The 19,319-nt window shown below is 44.0% G+C and carries 15 protein-coding genes; 4 read left to right on the top strand and 11 right to left on the bottom strand.

Features of this window, described 5'->3' with window-relative positions:
- Positions 1–53: 53 nt before the first annotated feature.
- Entirely contained in the window at positions 54–656 is a 603-nt protein-coding gene (locus E0E36_RS06920) for an NAD(P)H-dependent oxidoreductase (RefSeq protein WP_130855325.1), read from the bottom strand.
- A 91-nt stretch (positions 657–747) separates the two neighbouring features.
- Between E0E36_RS06920 and E0E36_RS06915 the strand changes: the two genes are divergently transcribed.
- Complete coding sequence (locus E0E36_RS06915) at positions 748–1,320, top strand: TetR/AcrR family transcriptional regulator (RefSeq protein WP_130855324.1); 573 nt, start codon at positions 748–750, stop codon at positions 1,318–1,320.
- 35 nt (positions 1,321–1,355) lie between these two features.
- Here E0E36_RS06915 and E0E36_RS06910 read toward each other — a convergent pair whose 3' ends face one another.
- Positions 1,356–2,693 (bottom strand): carboxylesterase family protein, encoded by a 1,338-nt coding sequence (locus tag E0E36_RS06910; RefSeq protein WP_130855323.1) that lies wholly within the window; start codon positions 2,691–2,693, stop codon positions 1,356–1,358.
- Positions 2,694–3,106: 413 nt separating this feature from the next.
- Between E0E36_RS06910 and E0E36_RS06905 the strand changes: the two genes are divergently transcribed.
- Positions 3,107–3,541 (top strand): nuclear transport factor 2 family protein, encoded by a 435-nt coding sequence (locus E0E36_RS06905; protein ID WP_130855322.1) that lies wholly within the window; start codon positions 3,107–3,109, stop codon positions 3,539–3,541.
- Between the two features lie 97 nt (positions 3,542–3,638).
- Here the strand turns inward: E0E36_RS06905 and E0E36_RS06900 are convergent, their stop codons facing one another.
- The gene (locus tag E0E36_RS06900; protein ID WP_130855321.1) at positions 3,639–3,851 is read right to left on the bottom strand and encodes a hypothetical protein; all 213 of its coding nucleotides are present in this window, start codon (positions 3,849–3,851) and stop codon (positions 3,639–3,641) included.
- 504 nt (positions 3,852–4,355) lie between these two features.
- On the opposite strand from E0E36_RS06900, the gene E0E36_RS06895 reads away from it, so the two are divergent.
- Both E0E36_RS06895 and E0E36_RS06890 read left to right on the top strand, forming a co-directional pair.
- Positions 4,356–4,766 (top strand): helix-turn-helix transcriptional regulator, encoded by a 411-nt coding sequence (locus E0E36_RS06895; RefSeq protein ID WP_130855320.1) that lies wholly within the window; start codon positions 4,356–4,358, stop codon positions 4,764–4,766.
- 203 nt (positions 4,767–4,969) lie between these two features.
- Positions 4,970–5,488, top strand: coding sequence for an antibiotic biosynthesis monooxygenase (locus tag E0E36_RS06890; protein ID WP_130855319.1), 519 nt, complete (start codon positions 4,970–4,972; stop codon positions 5,486–5,488).
- Between the two features lie 68 nt (positions 5,489–5,556).
- Here the strand turns inward: E0E36_RS06890 and E0E36_RS06885 are convergent, their stop codons facing one another.
- The 8 genes from E0E36_RS06885 to E0E36_RS06850 all read right to left on the bottom strand — a co-directional run bounded on the left by E0E36_RS06885 (position 5,557) and on the right by E0E36_RS06850 (position 19,286).
- Positions 5,557–7,353 carry an FAD-dependent oxidoreductase gene (locus E0E36_RS06885; protein WP_130855318.1) on the bottom strand — a complete coding sequence of 599 codons (1,797 nt, stop codon included), beginning with the start codon at positions 7,351–7,353 and terminating at the stop codon, positions 5,557–5,559.
- A 6-nt stretch (positions 7,354–7,359) separates the two neighbouring features.
- Complete coding sequence (locus tag E0E36_RS06880; protein ID WP_130855317.1) at positions 7,360–8,448, bottom strand: hypothetical protein; 1,089 nt, start codon at positions 8,446–8,448, stop codon at positions 7,360–7,362.
- Between the two features lie 27 nt (positions 8,449–8,475).
- Positions 8,476–10,935 carry a hypothetical protein gene (locus E0E36_RS06875; protein WP_242627151.1) on the bottom strand — a complete coding sequence of 820 codons (2,460 nt, stop codon included), beginning with the start codon at positions 10,933–10,935 and terminating at the stop codon, positions 8,476–8,478.
- Between the two features lie 27 nt (positions 10,936–10,962).
- Positions 10,963–12,657 (bottom strand): RagB/SusD family nutrient uptake outer membrane protein, encoded by a 1,695-nt coding sequence (locus E0E36_RS06870; protein WP_242627150.1) that lies wholly within the window; start codon positions 12,655–12,657, stop codon positions 10,963–10,965.
- Positions 12,658–12,667: 10 nt separating this feature from the next.
- Complete coding sequence (locus E0E36_RS06865) at positions 12,668–16,099, bottom strand: TonB-dependent receptor (RefSeq protein ID WP_130855314.1); 3,432 nt, start codon at positions 16,097–16,099, stop codon at positions 12,668–12,670.
- A 111-nt stretch (positions 16,100–16,210) separates the two neighbouring features.
- On the bottom strand, positions 16,211–17,368 hold the full coding sequence (locus tag E0E36_RS06860) for a FecR family protein (RefSeq protein ID WP_130855313.1): 1,158 nt from the start codon (positions 17,366–17,368) through the stop codon (positions 16,211–16,213).
- A gap of 90 nt (positions 17,369–17,458) precedes the next feature.
- Positions 17,459–18,049 carry an RNA polymerase sigma factor gene (locus E0E36_RS06855; protein WP_130855312.1) on the bottom strand — a complete coding sequence of 197 codons (591 nt, stop codon included), beginning with the start codon at positions 18,047–18,049 and terminating at the stop codon, positions 17,459–17,461.
- A gap of 244 nt (positions 18,050–18,293) precedes the next feature.
- Positions 18,294–19,286 (bottom strand): S41 family peptidase, encoded by a 993-nt coding sequence (locus E0E36_RS06850; protein ID WP_130855311.1) that lies wholly within the window; start codon positions 19,284–19,286, stop codon positions 18,294–18,296.
- Positions 19,287–19,319: the final 33 nt, after the last annotated feature.

The raw sequence follows: 19,319 nt of genomic DNA, 5'->3' as shown, positions 1-19,319 counted from the left end.
CGGGCTAATTTTGAACGATTTGAATAATTGTCGCGTAGCAGGGCCTACTCCCGCTACTTGCTCATGTTCAACCGATGAATATCTTCTTCCGCAGTCTTCGAAACAATTTCTAGGTAGTGATCCAAGCGCTCTTTACCCACTTGATAAATCGGGCTTAAGTAAGTCGTGTACACCGGCGTAATTCCACAAAACTCCAAGGTCCCTTCCTTCAGCTGTAAAAAAGCGGAACCTTTATACTGTTCAATATAATCCTCTTCCGATGTATCAGCAGTACAGATAATTCGAGCCGTCCTGCCACTGAATAATTTATTATAAGAACCATCGTCTCTGCTTTCAAAAGCAATTGTTGGAAGGAAGAGTCGGTCAATAAAACCTTTCATCACAGCCGGATAACTCCACCACCATAAAGGATGAACCCAAACCAGATGATCACTCCATAAAATATTGTCTAAGGCCATCAATAGATCCGGTTCTAATTCCATACGTTTTCTATAACCATACTTGAGATTGGGATCGAAATCGAGCTCTCCCAGCATGAGACTGCGCACATTTGCACCGAAAGAAACCGCTGTATCTATATAGCGGTCGGTAATCAATTGGTTAAAACTTTCTTTGTCAGGATGACCGTTAATCACTAAAATATTCTTTTTTTCCATTATATTTAAATTGTATATCAAAAAATAGGTCAAATGACCAAAACAAAAATAGGTCAAATGACCTATAAAGCAAAATTGATTTATCTTCTTTATGTCAAAAAGAGAAAACGTAACGGCCGACATTCTTAAACAGACGATAGCGATTTTAAAAGCAGAAGGAAGTAGTGGTGTAACGATGCGACAGGTTGCGAATAAAACGGGTATAACACTTAGTAATTTGCAATACTATTTCCCGGATCGGACCAAGCTATTTCAAGCGATGTGCGAATTTTTCTTTCGGCAATGTGAGAAAACAATACTCAGTGAACTGTCTACCATTAATGTAAACGATCGTGCATCCACTAACGGCTTCATTAAAAAATTACTTGAGATGTTGATTGTAGACGGAATTAACGATTATGATCATAGCATTTTTCGAGAGCTCTGGGCCCTTATGTTGAGAGACAAAGAACTCGCCGAAACCGTTCATCGCTTCTACAGGAATTATGCGAACTGGTTGGTTCAATTGATTTCGCAATTTACTCCCTGTCCTGAAAAAGTAGTATCATTATTGATTCCTTACGCGGATGGTTATGAGATCATGGGCGCAGATTTACCGCTCGAACGGAACGCAATTGTGGAGATGCTGTCTGAAATTATATCACAGATGACGAGGAAGAAATGACCTCCCTTTATGAGGCCTTCGAAATAGACGAGCTTTTAAACGTTTACGCGTTTATAGCTAATAAGTCCAGGTATCGTCTTTTTTTCCTCCAAGACGCCGGTCCGCGCAAAGTTTGCCCATACGGTACGCAGACGTCTTCCGGCAAGGCGTAGCTCTTCAGGCGAGCTTCCCTTGCAAAACAACGCATTCTTCCATAGCTGCTCATTACCGAATAAAAGCGGGATATCAATCACATGCGCTCCTCTAAAGTTATTTTTCTTCTCGCCCCAATCAATCTGATATTCATACACTTGCCTATGGCCGCTTGCCATTAATTCTGCAAAAGCTCTTCCTGAAGTTCGGTACACGCTATCTGTTGTCTTACGGATCAGCCATTCTAACATCGCTTTACCGAACACAGGCACGTAAGATAAGTGTTGCACCAGCTTAATATAGGGAGCAAAAAGCGCTGTTTCGCGGTTTGTCCACCCGATCAGTATATCCCATTGATTTGCCCTTTTTCGCCAAACCTCTTCTGTCCTTTCTTCGTGAGGAAGTGGCTCAAATCCATATTGGACACCAAAAGGCATTCCCCCCTTCAATCCTACCCGTTTCATGGAAAATAGCATCGTATTCTGTATATCCAAAAGCTTGTTTACCGGTGAATTTTTGGGGAAAGCAGCCACTTTCTTTATCAAGGTTTCAGTAAGTGATGCTTTTCCCTTCCTGATCCCTAAAGGTGCGCTTTGAATGATGACTCTATGAAATAGATTTTCTACGCCCTCCGCTAACATCAGGTGCGCAATGGCATCGCCACCCGCTGACTGACCAAAAAGGGTAATATTTTCCGGATTTCCGCCAAACGCGTCAATATGCCTTTTTATCCACCGTAACGCAGCTATAATGTCAAGCAGTCCTAGATTCGCCGGTATATCATTATATCCCCCTAAAAAACCAAATAAACCTAATCGATAAGTCACATTAACAACCACCACCTGCTGTTCACTGACAAGCAAGGCTGGGTCGTAAGCTGTCATATCCCCTGCACCGGTAAGATATGAACCTCCATGAATCCAGACCATTACCGGCAAGCCCGCTGATACAGGGGTACTAGCGGGAATTGTAATCGACAAGTGCTGACAATTCTCATTCAGGGGCAATTCATCCATCATATCCATGCCAAACACCTCCTTTAATACAGGAGAAAAGGATTGTGGACAAGCCGGCGACCAGTTGGTCGCCATATAAGGTTCTATACTGCCCAAACCGATTATCTCCCGGGGCTTTTCATAGCGCTCTGCTATCGCATAGGGAATACCTGTCGCCCTTATAACAGCTCCATCCTGCCATCCCTGTATCGTGCCCGCTAACGTTCTAAAACTCGTATTGGTCATTTATGATTTAAGGCAACTTATGTATACCTTATAGCTGCGAATATAGGAAATAGTCGTTATATATGACCTTAGCTTATCTTTTAGAAGCGTTCCAACAAACCTATGTGTTTCTTCACCGTCTCACGCCACCATTTACCGATTATTTTCTGCTGTTCACCTATTTTTTCTCGGTCAAGCGCAATCCACTTCCTAGATTTGAATCAACAAGATAAATATCAAGATGTTGTTCAAAGCAAAACATGCAAGCACCCAACGCTGTCCGCCATAGGACAGATGATGTACGTTTTCGTACAGAAACGAGAACAGCTTAAACACATAAGTAACTACAAGACAACATTTTAAATAAAGCGGAACAATTATGTCATGCACTTGGCATAGAACACTAAAAAATTAACTCGATAAAATTTACAATTATGAAAACGTTCATCACCTCCATCATCGCAGCCATTGTATTAACAGGTACTGTTGCATTTTCTGCAACACCTAAACCGGCCAAACGCTCCAATATAGCAGCTATTAATCAAACCTTAGATCGTTATTCAGATGCTGTAACCAATGGACAGCTTACTAACATAGAGCAACTATTTAGTGAACAGTTTCATCAGCGCATTGTGCAAAGAAAAAAGGGTAATAGCTTTAACAAAAAACAGCTAGTCAGTTTCTTAAAAAATCAACGAAATGTACAGCAGAATTGCGAAACGGATTATAGTATCTTAGAAGAAAACGATGGCGTAACGATTGCTAAAATCGAAATGAAATACAAAGAGTTTTCACGCATCGATTATGTGACCATCTCGCAAACCGATCAGGGCTATCAGATCAACCAGGTTATAAGTACCTTCGAATAAAACTGTCCACTATAAAAAATATGGAAGGCTCCGTCTTTTAGCGGGGCCCTTCTTAAGCGCCATCTAAACATAGAGATACCGGTTTTAATTTGCCGAGTTAACTTTGCAGATAACTTTCAATCCTATGTGCAAATTCTCTTAATAAACTCGGGTCGACACGCTTTGCTTGAAAACGACAGGCCTCCTTTTGTGGAAACTCAAAAGTAACTTGCTCGTTCATAATGTCTACCATACATAATTGCATGCCCTGTATCGATGTTATATTGACGTTGTAAAAGTCACCCCTTACTTTCATCCAAAAATTTTGCATAATTTGTTCAATTAAAATCCTACCCTTTACCTTTCGGTATACACTCTCTTTATAACGATTCCACTATTAAAAATGTAACAAGCTGTTCACAATTTTCATAAGCTTTTAATGTCAGCGCAAATTCATTGCCGGTGATTCAGTTGACGCTCTATTCTATAAAAGAGTTATAGGGTATTTACACTCTTCTTATTGCCGTCGTAACTAACAAGGAAGAAAACAATGTATGTCAACCAATGTGCTTAATTTTAGGATAGATCATCATGGGCACCAAATACCATGCCCCAATACGTTGACTTTATTCAACGTATTGGGGCATCTAAAGACACCCTGCTGCCAAAGCGGCCTCCTGCATATGATTTACGCACAAATTGGCAAAATATAACCGTATTGTCAGCAGAAGACAATAAAAGCTGAATGAATGCGTTATAAGCTACAGTTATGCATTTTAGGTTACCATTCGGGATCCAAACAACCATAGCACCTAACTGAATATTTAAGTATCAAATGAATAAGCATCACGGGGAGATCATCGAGCGAACCATCCGAAGAAACGGCTATAGTATTACGGACCTAAGTCGAACGATCAATGTCAATAGACGATCTATGTACAACTGGTTCAGTCAACCCAAACTGAGACGGGATATCATATTGAAAATCGGCAAAGCACTCAATTATGACTTTTCCTTTGAGTTTCCGGAATTGTTTTCCACCGAAGATTTTCATACAACCACACCATTGGTCCCGACAGTTCAGAAAGACAATAATATTACGGATTTAGAGAGTGTCACCTACTGGAAGGAAAAATACATACAAGTATTGGAAGAATATAACCGTGTGTTAAAAGAAATCAATTCATCCAAAACAACTCGTCATAAGTCGCGCGGCAAAACAATAAAAACACGTTCTTTCTTATAATGCAAACTCGCTTAGATTAACCCTCGCTAGCCAAAGCCCATTTGGTTAAATCATGAGAAAGCATGCTATTTAAAACCAAAAACTCGGGAATTGTGAACGCATTAGCAGCGGTTTGCTGCGCTATGGAAAAACAAAAAAATAGGGTCCGACTAAGCTTAGCTTAAAATTATATGCGATATTTACCTGTTGATAAATAAAAACATATGCCTATTCATGTTGCAATAACCCGAAAAATTTTACCGGGAAAAGAAGAAGAATTTAAAGAAGCACTGCGTCAGTTTTTAGGTGATTCTTTTGCGCACGGCGGCGTACATGGCGCGGCCATGATTACCGCGCTGCCAGGTACGGAAAACCGAGAAATCGGCATTCTCCGTACCTTTAAAGATGAGGCTGAACGAGATGCTTTCTATCGTTCGGATGCGTTTAAAAAATGGGAAGCTTATGCGTCAAGCGTCACCGAAGATACACTGTACCGCGAGCTTAGCGGCCTTGAAGCCTGGTTCCGTTCTCCTGTGCCACCACCAAGGTGGAAAATGGCGATTGCCACTTTTTGCGGTGTTCTGCCAACAAGTACATTTTTGTCATTCGCACTTGGCCCTTTCATAAAAAATGTGCCTATCATTGCCCGCCTCTTTATCATGGCGATTCTGATGGTGTTACTTTTGACATGGGTAGTTATGCCCACCTTGACGAAGTGGATGAAACCTTGGCTCAGACCTTGAGTATTGTATCAGTTTATAATTGTTTATTTTCTATATGAATAGAGTCGCTATCCTTTGCTCCATCTCATTTAATCCTTAATCATCCTCATAAATTCCGATAAATACTTTTCGTACACACCTCGTGGGCTGCTTTGGTACTTTTTGGCAATAGAAGCCGCCATTCCCACCACCTCGCCCATCATTCCGCAGGTACGCATCACTCGAGTGCTTCCAAAGGCCACGTGTGTGGTACTAATGTTCCTTCCAGCCATAAAAAGATTATTGATATTCCGCGAGTAAAGACTTCGATAAGGTATCGTGTAAGGCGCTACGCGGATATGTTTGGTACCAGCAAAAAATTCCTCGTCCGGAAAATACAAACTGTTCTTTTTGTCCGGAAAATGAAGATCTATCGTCCAGGTAGCTGTCACCGTTGCATCCGGATACATTTTACCCTCTTGAATATCCATCTGCGTAAGGATATGATCGCCCATCAAGCGTCTGGATTCGCGCTTTCCGCCAATATAAGCAACCCAAGCCAATTCACGCTTAGCATATTTTTCCGGCTTGTGATTTTTTAAGTAAGACCAATTTCCGTAAACCGCGCGTAGATTATGATCTCGTATCTGTTCTGCTTCGGTAATGGTGTTAAAGTTTCCGAAACCCGTTTCCCATTGCCAATCCGATTGCACTTCATCAATATGGTATTCATCTGAAAACGGAAGTGCCCATGGCGTCTCGGGAAAAGTCGTAGTGCTATCAACCGGTATAGATGCCCAGAGATTGGATGTTCCAAGGGTAAAATCGTCTGCCTCATCAGCAGCCAAAGATTCGCCCGTTTCCTTTCTACTCTCACGTCCCATTCTAAAATCAGCACCCGCCAAGAAGCCTAAGGTGCCATCTCCCGTACAATCTGCGAAATAAGCGCCTGTAAAACGCGTTTCCTGATTAGTCTCAATATTCCTTCCTATAACGGCTTTAATTGTATTGTTTTCAGTTTCTGCTTGGTAAACATGCGTATTGATAAAAAGCGAGAGATTTTTTTCGGCTTTCACAATTGCAAACTTACGTGCATCGCCGTATTCCTTCGCATTCGGGTTGCCGTTACCGGGATCTCCATTATCCAATTCACGTACAATTCTACCCAACTTAGGATAATAACTTTTATCGAGGTCGCCCATCAGATGCACCCGTACCTCTGAACTATTGTTCCCCCCTAACAAGGGTCTGTCCTGTATTAAGGCGACCTTAAGACCTAAACGAGCAGCAGATAAAGCAGCACAGGTTCCGGCCACTCCTCCACCTACCACGACCAGGTCAAAATTTCCCATCTCTTTTCTACCTGCCGCCAAACCCAATAGTCTATTCCGCAGCATATCCAATGCCGCGAGTTCATTTGGGGGCTCAGCCTCACTTCCCTTATTAAAAAGTATAGCATCTACCCGACCGTTAAATCCGGTTAAATCCTGTAACACCAACTCAACCGAATCTCGGTCGACCTTAATGTCACCGCCATTATACCATTTCCAGGCGCTGTCGCCACTTTCTCCAAAAGTTACCTGCAAAGGCTGACCATCCACAAAGAGTTTGAACCTACCCGGGCCCACCGGAAAAGGCGCCCAATCTTTTGTACGCACCCACACTCGGTAAGTACCCTTCTTTGGAAACTTCACCGTCGTCTTCGCATCTGAAACCGGCCTGCCCATTCCATGGGCCATCAGATACGAAGAGTGAAGGACGGGGAACGATTGCTGGTCAATTACCCATCCTCCCTTTTGTTTAAAAGACTCCGCTTCTATTAATATTTGTTCCTGTGCTACCAAACGTTGCATACAGAAGAAAACGACAAAGCTTAGTAGATGCCTGCTAAAAATAAGTTTTATCATGATTTTTTATGGTTTATAAGTTCTTAATTGTTCGTTAAAATTTTCACGTATTTGCTTATGCTGCTTCATCACTTCATATACTGCTCTTGCTCTTTCTTTATCCGGTGCAGTAAGATAAGCCATCAACTTTTCCTGTGCTGCCTTCGATAATGTTTCCTGACTAGCCAATACTGACAGTGCTTGTTTAAATAGGGCCTGATTTAGTTGCGGTAAGTAATCAACTATTTGTAATACCACAGCCGAATCCAGACTCAGTTCGCTTATCTTTTTTAACATAGCTACTTGTTGCATATAAGGTGATCGGTCAAAAACGCGCCATAATTGCTCTTGCATTTTGTCTGTGGCAAAATAACTTAAGTTGATCCGTTCCCAAACACGGCGGGCGGCAAACACGTTATCGCTTTCCAACAAAGTCAGCACATCCGTTAGAAAGCCTGCACGTACCAACCCTTCCGTATCCATCACCTCGCCCAGCGCAAAATACACATAATGGTAGTTGTCGCTCCGCAAAAAGTGATGCAGCAAGGCGTCATTCAACTTGCTCTGCGTAATTTTTAGAATTTCGCCCGGAGTCGTACCATGTGCCAGGTGCCATAGCGTATAGCAGGTATATAAAGCTCCCTCAATAACCTCTCCTTTCACGGTGTTTTTTGTAGCACCGGTAATTGCGTCCACCGAATCTGATAGGCCTTGACTGGTTGAATCTACGAGGTCTTCCATTTTAAAATCCTTTAAGAGCGAGTTTTCGTTCAAAAGGATTTCCTGTAATTTACTATGGTCTTCCGGCGTAAATTCTTTATGGTCTAACTTAGTCAAAGGTTCCGCCTTTGGCACTTCATAACGCAAATAATTACCCAGCAAATCCCAGAACAATTTAATGCGTACCGGTTTGCAGACATTGTCTAGGCAAACCGGCGTAAATACATCCCGGAAATAATAAACAGGTTGGTTCCCTGCATCAAAAACCAACACCAATTCATAAGTCTCACCCTGCTCTGTTAATGTATAACTTTCCCGAGCCGACTGTGCCTGCACTGAAGCGAGCCATACATAGCTCATCAACAAACTTAATCCGTAGCGAAGCATGCTTATCATAATTTTAAACCTTCTCGTTCATCGAAATTAACTATAAGAAAGCCAAGCGGTTGCAACACAATCTCGATCAACTTTAAACCGGATCCATCGTGCTTGAAATGACGGCGGAAAATCAAAATCGACCTTTTCGCCTTGCCGTACCTTGATCGATTTATAACGTATCCAATTACCATCGCCTCCTGGATCTACCTCCATAGTAAAAATCACGCTTTCCGTTGCCTGGTGGGACATTCTCAATTTCCGTTGATCATAGAACCCGATTAAATACGGGTCGGAGGCGATGCCTTCACGCACCTCGCTATCTTTCCAAGGGCCGCCCTCCCCCCTTGGCTTGCCGAGCTTCCATAGATCATCAATCACACCGGCCCAAACCGCAGCCTTCTTATCTTCTGAGACAATTATATGTTCGTTTCGGTTTACTTCCAGCTGCGAGGGGTCTATCCCCGTCATAATCAACATCCCTCGGTAAGAAGCGTAATCGTTCATGTTGAACGCATGCGAGGCTACCGGTCTCAACTTTGCAAAGCCATCCGCATTTTCTGCAGGCAACTCGTAAAAGGTACCATGGCAATTAAACAAATCGCGTTCAGTAGCCACTTCGCGGCATATCCGCAAGGTTCCCTCATGGATTAATTCCGTAAAAGACTTATTCCCCATTGGAAGTCGCCATCTGCGTCCTTTATCATCAATAATCAGTACCGAAGCGCTATCTACATGTACCACTTTTTTGGGTATAGCAAAACGCTGCTCGATAAACCTTGCAGTTGTATCATCTTTCTTGGCAACGAGCTGCATTTTTTCATTCAGTTCATAATATCCGATATTCGCTTTTAATTCACCCTTTTCGTATTGTCTGGCCACCATTCCCATGGCCTTTCGTTGATCGCCTAAACCGTACAATAAGCCACCGTTGAAGGTAGATGTCTTTGCAAGGCCATCAAAAAGATCAGCTGCATCCCGTCCACGTTTTTCAGTTTGTGCGTAAGTAAAATGTGCACTAGCATTTGTTGTCACTGCATTTTTAATCCGTATCCATTCTCCTTTTTCTTCCCTATCAAAGGGTACCTGTATCGCTTCTCCCGGTAACACCTTCACCACCTTATGTGTTTGCCACTGCCCATTACCTGACAGATCTACTTCAAACGTGAAGCTTGTTTCAACCTTACCGTCATTCGACAACCAGCAGGACCGGATCGGCCAACCTGCAAACAAAAAGGGATCGGAGAGCTGTCCGGCGCCTACATGCTCTTGCTGCCAAACCGAGCCGTCGGCGGTAGCTGGTCCTAGCAGATCAGGTTTTTCCAACGAAGTAAACCATAAATTGGAATTCGATTGTCCGGGGCCTTCAATGCCCCCCTTTGCCTTTCGTTTATTCAGAAACTCCCGCTCGGCTGAATCATCGCAGCCGAAAACTAAGCGATCGTTCCATCTTGCAAAGTCGCCAATCACCTTAAGGTATGCCGATCGTGGGCGGACACCAGCTGTTTGCCTAAGGTTAAAATTCCCTGGAAAACGCCAAAACAAACCGTGCATAGTCATCAAATAGTCCGGTTTCTCCGCCGTACCTATATTTCTGATCCGCGGCCATTCGGTATTCCAACCATGGGCGCCATCATAACTATGGCTTGCTTTCGGCAAGCGGAAGAATGACCAACCATCAGCTCCCCGCACACCCAACAGCACCGATTTATGATCCCAACCGACGGTCCAGATAGGATCCTCACCAGGATTAACATTTCCATAAATACCTCCCGGACCCGTTATTTCCGTGAATTGATTTCTACGGATCATTTTCCACTGCTTGCCGTCCCACTCATGCAGACCGCCGGAAGGCGCGTTGAAATGATGAAGCGCACTATCCCCCCGTTCGCCGTTATTACTGTATACCAGGACCCCTTGTCCTGAATAAAGCCCTTTACCATGCCATCCGATTAAATTGGCCATGGGTACCTGCCGTCTTTGCTCCGGTTTCAAATTTTCATCAGCAAAGAGCCACTGCGGTTTTAACGTATGCACATCCACCTCATAAAAACCTTCCTCCATCGTTCCGTAGTATATTTTGTTGGCAGGATCCGTCAAGTGGCGGGCATTGCCCGTCAGACGACCCGGCATATCTTTGTACTGAATGGCCCGTACCTGTCGAGTCGAATCAATTGCATATGGGCCGATGAACAGTTGTTTACTTTCACGGTGAATCATACGATTGGCAGGCGTACCACCGATACTTTCCGGGTGGATTGTCCGTTCCATATCCTCCTTTATTTCATATAAACGGTCTGAAGAGCCGAAAGGGAGATGCGGACCATAAGTAATCACCCATAACCTATCCTGCCAAGGCACCACAGCGCCCGTACCACATTCGCCCTCATCATTATACATTGCTAGATGCGGATAAATGCCACTGATCTGGATCGGCTCTTTAGGTTCTTGTACTGCACAAGCGCTCAGTAAGCAGAACAACAGCGCATAACCTACTATTTTTTTCATTTGTAACATCTTTCTTTTGGTATTGAATTAATAGTTAGGGTTCTGTTTTAAACCGCTGGTTAGCACCTCATTGGTAGGTATAGGCCAAATATATTGCCGCGTTGCGTCAAACTTCCGTACAGCGATCTGTTTAATCTGTCCCGCGCTATACATAGCCGAAAAATCGGCCGTACCATCTTCATCAATCAACGGTACCTGCGGAAAAAACCATAAACCTGTGTTTATCACTTTCGCCCGCAAATCATCGACATCGAGCATGCCATAGTTTATTCTGTTCAGCACCTTTTCTGCCAACTGCCAACGAATGATATCCATGTACCGAATACCTTCGAGCGCAAATTCCATCCGGCGTTCCGTCCGCACAATCCGGCGCATTTGGTCTTGCGTACTCAATTGCACAGCCGGGTAGGTTTGTGTATCGCCGAGGTCAACGCCATAGCCTCTGGCCCGTACCAGATTAATCGCTTCCGTTACGGAATCATCCAATTCGCCCAATTCAATCTTAGCCTCCGCATACATAAGGAGTACATCCGCATAGCGGATGATAATCTGATCGGGTTCCACCTGCCATGAATTTTTCAACCAATCCTCATCGATGCCCTTTTTCCAAAGCAGCCCGTTAAAAGAAGCGTATTGCGCAACCGAACGGGTATCCCTATTCTCAACCCTTGTGCCATTAGTCACGTTTAAGACCGTCAGTGTATCGGGATGTGGCTGATAGATATAACCTAGATGTGGTGTCTGAAACTCGACAATGGTTTTAGCACAACGGGGGTCACGATTTCGGAAAGGCATTCGTGGATCAAACAAGGGCGATTCGTCTATCGGCAAGCCATCTGTGCACAGAAAAGCACAGAAAAGATCCCATGAAGGCGCTTTCGCTCCCCATCCGCCGGCATTACGGGGCACATAGTTCTGGCAATCTCCTTTGGTAACATTAAGGACAATCGAACGCGGAAATCCAAAAACCGTTTCAATCGAGTTCTTCGTTTTGGAGAGGAATAACTCCGAAAAATCCGCGTGCAGGCGATACACATCTAGATCCATACAGGCCTTTGCAGCATTTTTTGCCGTTTCCCAATCGCCCATATACAAAGCAATACGCGCTTTCAGCGCCAACGCCGCTCCGGCAGTCGCCCGTTTGGGTTCTGAGGCACCGTAACTAATCTTTAGCTTATCCGCTGCGAAATCGTAATCTTCATAGATCTTTTGAAGCACCATGGTAGGGTCGGCTTGTTCAGCGACCATAGCTTCGTCAATGTCCATCATCGTTTCCGTATAGATGATATTACGATAATGCGTTAGAAGCCGCGCATACTGGGAAGCGCGCACAAAACGCGCTTCAGCAACATAACGATCGCGCTGTTCCTGCGACAGCAGATTTGCCGCCCTGTCTACACTGGCCACAATGTTATTGGCCCTTGCAATACACTTATACGTATTTTTCCACCAGTCGCTCACAAACTGTGTTCGCCCATCAAGCGTTGCGTTTGTAATTGGTGTTAACCCATCCCGATAAATCCAGTCGTCGGTCCACTCATCCTGATCCATCATCCAAAAATCAGCTTTATACAAACCGTTCAGAGACATCTCAATCTCTTCCGGTGTAGAGTTCCAAGTTTCGCTCGATCCTTGTGATAGCGGATTCAGATCCAATTTACCGCAGGAGGCCAAAAGCAGTGTAAACGCTGCATAGATGTATGTTTTTACTGAAAAGTTCATATCCATTTCGTTAAAATTTTACGGAAGCACCGATTAAAAAAGTTCTGGTGATGGGATAACCGAGCGTATTCATTTCCGGATCCCAGCCTTTGGGAAAATTATGAATGGCGAAAACATCGTTCACGGTTCCATATATCCGCAATCCTTTCAGATGTACTTTATCCATCCATCTCTGTGGAAAGGCATAACCTATGGTCACATTCTTCAAGCGGAGATAGCCCCCATTGATGAGCCAATAATCAGACATCGCATAATTATTTCCGGCAGAAGTATTCGAATAGCGGGGATATTTAGCTTGTAAGTTTTGTTCATCACTTTGGTAATAGCTCCATGTATTTCCGTCCAAGATGGCCGGAAAATTACCATAGTTTTCGCGGAGCGGCTGCACGATGTCCTGATGCAGTCGGCTGTTCTGTTTTCCGACACCTTGGATAACGAAAGATAAATCCCAACTTTTATAGCCTACGTTGAAGTTACCACCGAATATGTAGCGCGGCAAGGAACCGCCCAGCAAAACTCGGTCGTATTCCTGCGATATCTTGCCATCGGGAACACCGTCAGGCCCACTGATATCCTTGTAACGGACGTCCCCCGGACGGACATTGGCGTTTAGTTTGGCCGAATTATCCACTTCCGCTTGTGTTTGATACAGACCATCCGACAGATAGCCATACCATTCATTAAACTCACTCCCTTCGATTTTTATCTGATCGCCGATAAACTCCGTTCCTCCTAAGTCGCCCATACGGGAGATGAAATCGGATATATTGAAGGAGGCACCGTAACGGAAATCACCGGCACGGTCGTTCCAACCAATCTGCGCTTCCCAGCCCTTTGTATACATTTTTCCTGTATTCTGATCCGGATTATCGAAGCCCACATAATCCGGAATTTCCAATTTTAACAACATATCCTTGGTTGTCTTTTTGTAATAGTCGCCTACAAAACTCAACCGGTTATCAAAAAAGTTCACATCCAGTCCGATATCGAACGAAGAGGTAGTCTCCCAAGAAATATCACGGATCACATACTGCCATTGCGCAGCCGACTGTCCGGCGATGATGGTGTTTCCCTGATAAAAGAGGGATTTATTCTCAAATGACAACAAAGCCTGGTAAGGATAGTTGCCAATACGTTCATTACCTAGCGTACCGTAAGACGCTCGTAGTTTTAAAAACGACAGCGGTTTCCATTGATCCTTTAAGAAGTCTTCGTTAGACAGCACCCAGCCTGCCGAAACCGAAGGAAAGGAGCCCCAGCGATGGGCGGGAGCGAAACGTGATGAGCCATCATAGCGAATGTTAGCCTGAAGAAGATACTTATCCTGATAGTTATACATTATCCGGCCAAACCACGACCGATAGGCATTTTCATAAGCATTGCCACTGTTATTGCGATAGTCCAACGGACCGATATCGAGATAGGGATAGTTCGTCAGTAAATATTGACCACGTGAAGCACCCAGATCCTCATTAAACGCATAAAAGTACTCATAGCCCGCTAACGCATTAATATGGTGATCACCCAGCTGCTTGGTGTAATTCGCCAGGAATTGTACGGTATAGCGGTGACTGTCGTTGCGTTCCTCCTGCAACTTCGTCTCCGTGGCCTGTTCAATATAACCGGCAATCGTTTCCGGGTCGCTAAAAGTAGTATAAGGTACCTTTCGGTTAAATACCTTGGCCTTATCAAAATTTAGAAAGGGAGAGAAAACGCCCGATAATTTCAAGCCATCCAGAGGTGTAAAATCCAAGCTTATTTTTCCACCCACTTGATTGTACCAGTAGTGCTCAAAGCCCCCCTCTTTCATCAATGCGTAGATATTAGCACCATCTTTACCCGCCCCGATTCGTCCATCTGACCATAGAGCCGCATAAATAGGTGGCATAATACCCATTTTATACATCGGCGTAGTGGCCCGGCCATCCTCGTTCAGCGATCGTGCATCAAAAACCGCATTTTTGGTAATGGTTCGCCGATAACTAAGGTCGGCGCTCGCCTTTAAATACTTTCCGATGGTAAAGTCGTTATTGATTCTGGTTGTGATCCGATCATAACTTCTTTCGTCATAAAAAGCTTCGTTTTTATCATACACGATAGACGCGCGGGTTTTTATAAATTTATTAGCTCCATAGATACCCAGTACGTGACTCTGTCTTGGTGCAAAGTCGCGCAACATGAGTCCACGCCAATCAGTAATGGGATAAGCGTCCGGGTTCTCGCCATTCAATTGCAGATAATTTTCCACCAACTGTTGCGTATAGATCGGGTATTGATTCTCACTGTTACCGTTATCATTCCAACGTAGCTCATTGGTCAGCTGCATATAACGAACTGCATCAACGTATTCAGGGTATTGGGTAGCTTTTTCCCAGCCATATTCGACCGAATAATCCAAGCCTATCTGCCCTTCCTTTGCCCTCTTGGTAGTAATAAGAATCACCCCTGAGGCCGCGCGCGAGCCATATATAGAAGCTGAGGCTGCGTCTTTCAATACGGAAATATTTTCAATATCGTTCGGGTTTACGCTGTTGATATCGTCAATGGGCACCCCATCAAGAATATAAAGCGGGTTTAGCCCTCCATCGGTGATGGTTGTGATACCCCGTACCCGTATAGTGGCCGACGAGCCGGGTGCGTTGTTATTACGAGTCACCATCAAACCCGGAACCGCTCCCTGCAAAGCCTGTGATATCTGCGTCGTTTTACGGGCGGTAATCAGGTCGCCCTGCACGCTCGAAACGGCTCCTGTCAAATCCTTTTTGGCAACGGTCCCATAACCAACAACCACTACTTCGTCGAGTAAAGCCTCTTCACGTTCCAATTGAATTACAAGCTGTTGTCGTATATCTATCGTGCTTATGTCGATCTCCTTTTTAACAAAACCGATCGAACTGACTACCAAGACCGCATCTCTTGACACCTGCAAAGAGAATTCGCCGTCCATATTCGTTTTTGTACCACTGTTTTGGCGGTCTTTCCGGTAGATTGATGCACCAGGCATTGGCGCACCGTCTTTGTCCGTCACCTTTCCTTTAACAGACACTTCCTGTTGTATTACCGGATGTGATACTACGGCTTTCTTCCGTTCCAGCAATACCGTAGATTTGTCGATTTTGTAAATCAGTGGCTGCCCTTCCAAACAACGGTCCAATATTTCAGACAGAGGCCGATTGTGTAGATGAACAGTCACCGGTGCCACATCTGAAAGGTCGTCGGTGGCATACAAAAAATCGTATCCCGTTTGCTTCTTTAATATTCTGAAAACACTTTTCAAGGACAGGTTCTCTACTGAAAGTGTCGCATTTTGTGCACGTACGGCAGCCTCCAGATGGAAGTAAAACACCATTGTCAGGAAAACAGCATATTTCATAACCAGTATAGGTTTTAATAGGCAAGGGTATCCCTTACCACCTTTTTTGGTAGTATATTTTTTGTACATTTGTATAGGTTTTAATTAATAATTGTAGTATACAAAAATTGGTTACCTAGCATGTACCGGAAGTGCCGTGAACATTTCCGGTATTTTTGTAACTCCCTTTGTAAATAAATATCAAGGCATAACAACAATCCTCCTTCCTTTTTTAAAATAAGAACCATTCTCTAGCTTAAACCTTAAGCCTCCCAATCGCTCCAGGTGGCTTAACAATTCCTCGATAGGTTTCGTACGTGAGAAAGTACCTCCAAACTTTTTTGTCGGAATAGTCCCCTGAAACACCACTTCTGTGTTGTACCAACGTGCAATCTGATACATAATAGACTTAATATCAAGGTCATCAAACACGAAATAATCATTCTTCCATGCCACAAAAATTTCGGGATCTATCTTTGACTTGCTTAAATGACTTCCGCCACGATCTGCTCTTGCCTGCTCGCCCGGTTCTAATACCACTCTCTGTTTAGCTAAGGACACGGCAACGGCGCCATCGGTTAACGTTGTCAGCACTTCCTTCTCGTCCGGATAAGCGGACACATTGAATGCAGTGCCCATTACCGCTATCATAGTCCCATTCGCCTCCACAAAAAAAGGTTGCTGTGCTTGTTGCTTCACCTCGAAATACGCTTCTCCTCTCAATATTACCTTTCGACTTGCCCTCCCGAAGGCGGAAGGAAAAGAAAGTTCAGAGCAGGCATTCAGCCAGACTTTACTACCATCGGGTAAAAGCAAGTGATAGCTGGCTCCCGGAGGAATTCGTAAGGTATTCCATTTCTCTTCCGAAGCCCTATCTTCTGTCTCTGACCGATATGCGTAACTGATGCTATTGTCCATTCCCTTTTTTATGATACCAGCTTCAGTTTGGCTTACGCCTCCCCCCTTTAAACTTCCAAGGTCAATTTCGGTTCCATCAGACATAGTGAGCCGCGCACCATCAACCTGCTCCGGTAAAGCGATTATATGGTCCGCCTGTAATTGCGGCTGTTCCGCTTTCTGCCAAAAAACAATTCCCGTCACTACCGCTAAAAAGCAGGCCGCAATGGCAGCGAAACGGTAATAGGCGGGTACGCGTCGCCGCAACCGAAGCGACACGCTTTGCTCGATTTTACCGGCAATACGCTGCTTCACCTCGGCCAAGTGTTCCCGATTACTCCAAGACCAATCCGATTGCTCTTCAACATGGCGCAACCAAGCTTCCACCCATTTTTTTTCATCAGGCGTACATCGATCCTTGGCATAACGTTCCAGCAAGATTTTGATTTCCTCTTCGGTCATCGGTATTTATGATTTATAAAGGTCTTTCCTATAAGAGTAGCAAAAATGGAAATGGTGGTAGATTAATTTGAAAAAAAATGAAGATTTGGTTTATAAGCAATAGAATTTGATCATCACCAGCAGTATTAAGGCGCTGTACTGGTCTTTATTCAATTTTTCGCGTAGCGTTTTAAGTGAATTGTATATCTGCTTTTTTACCGTTTCATTTGATATGCCCAGTCGTTCGGCAATTTGTTTATGACTGAGCTCCTCTTTACGGCTTAACAGGAAAATCTCCCGCATTTTAGTTGGCAACTTTTCAATTTCAGACTCAAAGAATTGCTCCAGGCCTTTTGCCATGAAAGCTTCGTCCGATGCACCTGCCAACTCATCAAAAAAAGACTTAATTGAGCTTAGATAATGACGAGTTTCGATATTGCGCCTAATAATCTTGACCGCATTGTTACGGACAATTGCCAATAGATAGCTTTGTATATTTTCAACATGCTCTATTGATTTCCGATACTTCCAGCATGAAACGAACGTATCCTGAACGGCATCCTCTGCGTCATCCTCGTTATCCAGAATGCGGACGGCGCACAGAAAAAGTCGCTCCCAATAGGCATCGTACAATTCAGCAAAAGCCGAATCATCGCCTGCAATAAAGCGCTGCAACAAGGCACGATCTCTTTTTCCGCTCATGAAGATTAGGTTTATATCAGCTTCTATTTAAGGATCACTTAAATATATTCGAATATATAAAAAATTAATAAGCTTGAGCAAGCAAAAAAAAATCGCTGATTTAATTAGCGAATTAAGCTACTATTACGCGAAGCTGAGACCGAAACCAAAGAAGTGTTGATATTTTCACGTCGACCCAAATGCATATTGTTTGCCGTTAAGAAAAATGATGGTCGCAATCGCCATCGCGGCGATCTACTCAATCCTATTGATCTTTTCGATCCTTTTCAATCAATTTACGAGCTATTTCCAATGCGTCCTCATCACCTGAAAACACATCAGGAATGACACCGGTACCCTCCCATCCTTCATCGGAATGTGGAGCGACCACCATCTTTACCGGAACAAAAGCGATCAGATTTCGCTTGAGCGGAACAAAAGACCCCGCAATACCGGCACCTGCCGTGGTATCGCCCACAATGGTTGCTCTACCAAGCTTTTGCATGGCATAAGCTAAGCCTTCCGATGCGGAAGCCGTTCCAGGCCCCACCAAAATGTATACTTTAGCATCCGGGTTTCTCCTACCGGGCACATACGAATAGGTCCACTCCTGCTCGTCCATTTTACGATTTTTGTAAAACCCGTTCAGATAAAATTTTTCATTTCCGGGCGAATAGAAATAAGAAGCGATAAAACGTCCCATATGACCGGTACCACCTGGATTATGGCGGATATCAAGGATCACATATTTACTGTGAGCTGCCATATTCATAGCTGCAGATGCCATTTCAAAGGATTCTTGTGTTCCCCAAAACGGACCGGGGATATCAATATAAGCGGTAGATTTAGCACCATCGATCTGTACACTTTTAAAGCCGTAATTTTGAGTTTTCATACGCTTTAGTTCTGTGCTGTCGTCCGATCGACGGCCTGAAGGTGCCGATAAACGCTTATAGGTTTCCTCATTTTTCATGACCCGCAGATGCACATCTTTATGCACAGTACGTAAGTCCTCCGTTAACTTCTTAGCCAGCGAATCTTCAGATAACCCTACGTAACGACCAGCCTTTTCATTTCTTAATATGGCTTGCTGATATTTGGCAGATATTTCGGGAAACGGATATACCTCCACCAACTGATCTGTCAATTTTTGCACAATATCATGTACATCTTTAACACCGACGGTTTGTGCACTTGCGGATGCACTAAACAATAATAAGGCTATTGATAAGGCTTTTTTGATTTTAATAGGGTTCATTTTAAACATCATACCAACAAATATAAAAATGCC

Source organism: Olivibacter jilunii (genome assembly GCF_900607235.1).
Classification (GTDB): domain Bacteria; phylum Bacteroidota; class Bacteroidia; order Sphingobacteriales; family Sphingobacteriaceae; genus Olivibacter; species Olivibacter oleidegradans.
The sequence above is the reverse complement of the archived record's forward strand: the minus strand, read 5'-3'. Positions and strand labels throughout refer to the sequence as shown.

What these genes read in the sequence shown, in the direction of transcription:
- E0E36_RS06920 (WP_130855325.1), bottom strand. Translation starts at nt 656, where the DNA reads ATGGAAAAAAAGAATATTTTAGTGATTAACGGTCATCCTGACAAAGAA.
- E0E36_RS06915 (WP_130855324.1), top strand. Translation starts at nt 748, where the DNA reads ATGTCAAAAAGAGAAAACGTAACGGCCGACATTCTTAAACAGACGATA.
- E0E36_RS06910 (WP_130855323.1), bottom strand. Translation starts at nt 2,693, where the DNA reads ATGACCAATACGAGTTTTAGAACGTTAGCGGGCACGATACAGGGATGG.
- E0E36_RS06905 (WP_130855322.1), top strand. Translation starts at nt 3,107, where the DNA reads ATGAAAACGTTCATCACCTCCATCATCGCAGCCATTGTATTAACAGGT.
- E0E36_RS06900 (WP_130855321.1), bottom strand. Translation starts at nt 3,851, where the DNA reads ATGCAAAATTTTTGGATGAAAGTAAGGGGTGACTTTTACAACGTCAAT.
- E0E36_RS06895 (WP_130855320.1), top strand. Translation starts at nt 4,356, where the DNA reads ATGAATAAGCATCACGGGGAGATCATCGAGCGAACCATCCGAAGAAAC.
- E0E36_RS06890 (WP_130855319.1), top strand. Translation starts at nt 4,970, where the DNA reads ATGCCTATTCATGTTGCAATAACCCGAAAAATTTTACCGGGAAAAGAA.
- E0E36_RS06885 (WP_130855318.1), bottom strand. Translation starts at nt 7,353, where the DNA reads ATGATAAAACTTATTTTTAGCAGGCATCTACTAAGCTTTGTCGTTTTC.
- E0E36_RS06880 (WP_130855317.1), bottom strand. Translation starts at nt 8,448, where the DNA reads ATGATAAGCATGCTTCGCTACGGATTAAGTTTGTTGATGAGCTATGTA.
- E0E36_RS06875 (WP_242627151.1), bottom strand. Translation starts at nt 10,935, where the DNA reads ATGAAAAAAATAGTAGGTTATGCGCTGTTGTTCTGCTTACTGAGCGCT.
- E0E36_RS06870 (WP_242627150.1), bottom strand. Translation starts at nt 12,657, where the DNA reads ATGAACTTTTCAGTAAAAACATACATCTATGCAGCGTTTACACTGCTT.
- E0E36_RS06865 (WP_130855314.1), bottom strand. Translation starts at nt 16,099, where the DNA reads ATGTACAAAAAATATACTACCAAAAAAGGTGGTAAGGGATACCCTTGC.
- E0E36_RS06860 (WP_130855313.1), bottom strand. Translation starts at nt 17,368, where the DNA reads ATGACCGAAGAGGAAATCAAAATCTTGCTGGAACGTTATGCCAAGGAT.
- E0E36_RS06855 (WP_130855312.1), bottom strand. Translation starts at nt 18,049, where the DNA reads ATGAGCGGAAAAAGAGATCGTGCCTTGTTGCAGCGCTTTATTGCAGGC.
- E0E36_RS06850 (WP_130855311.1), bottom strand. Translation starts at nt 19,286, where the DNA reads ATGAACCCTATTAAAATCAAAAAAGCCTTATCAATAGCCTTATTATTG.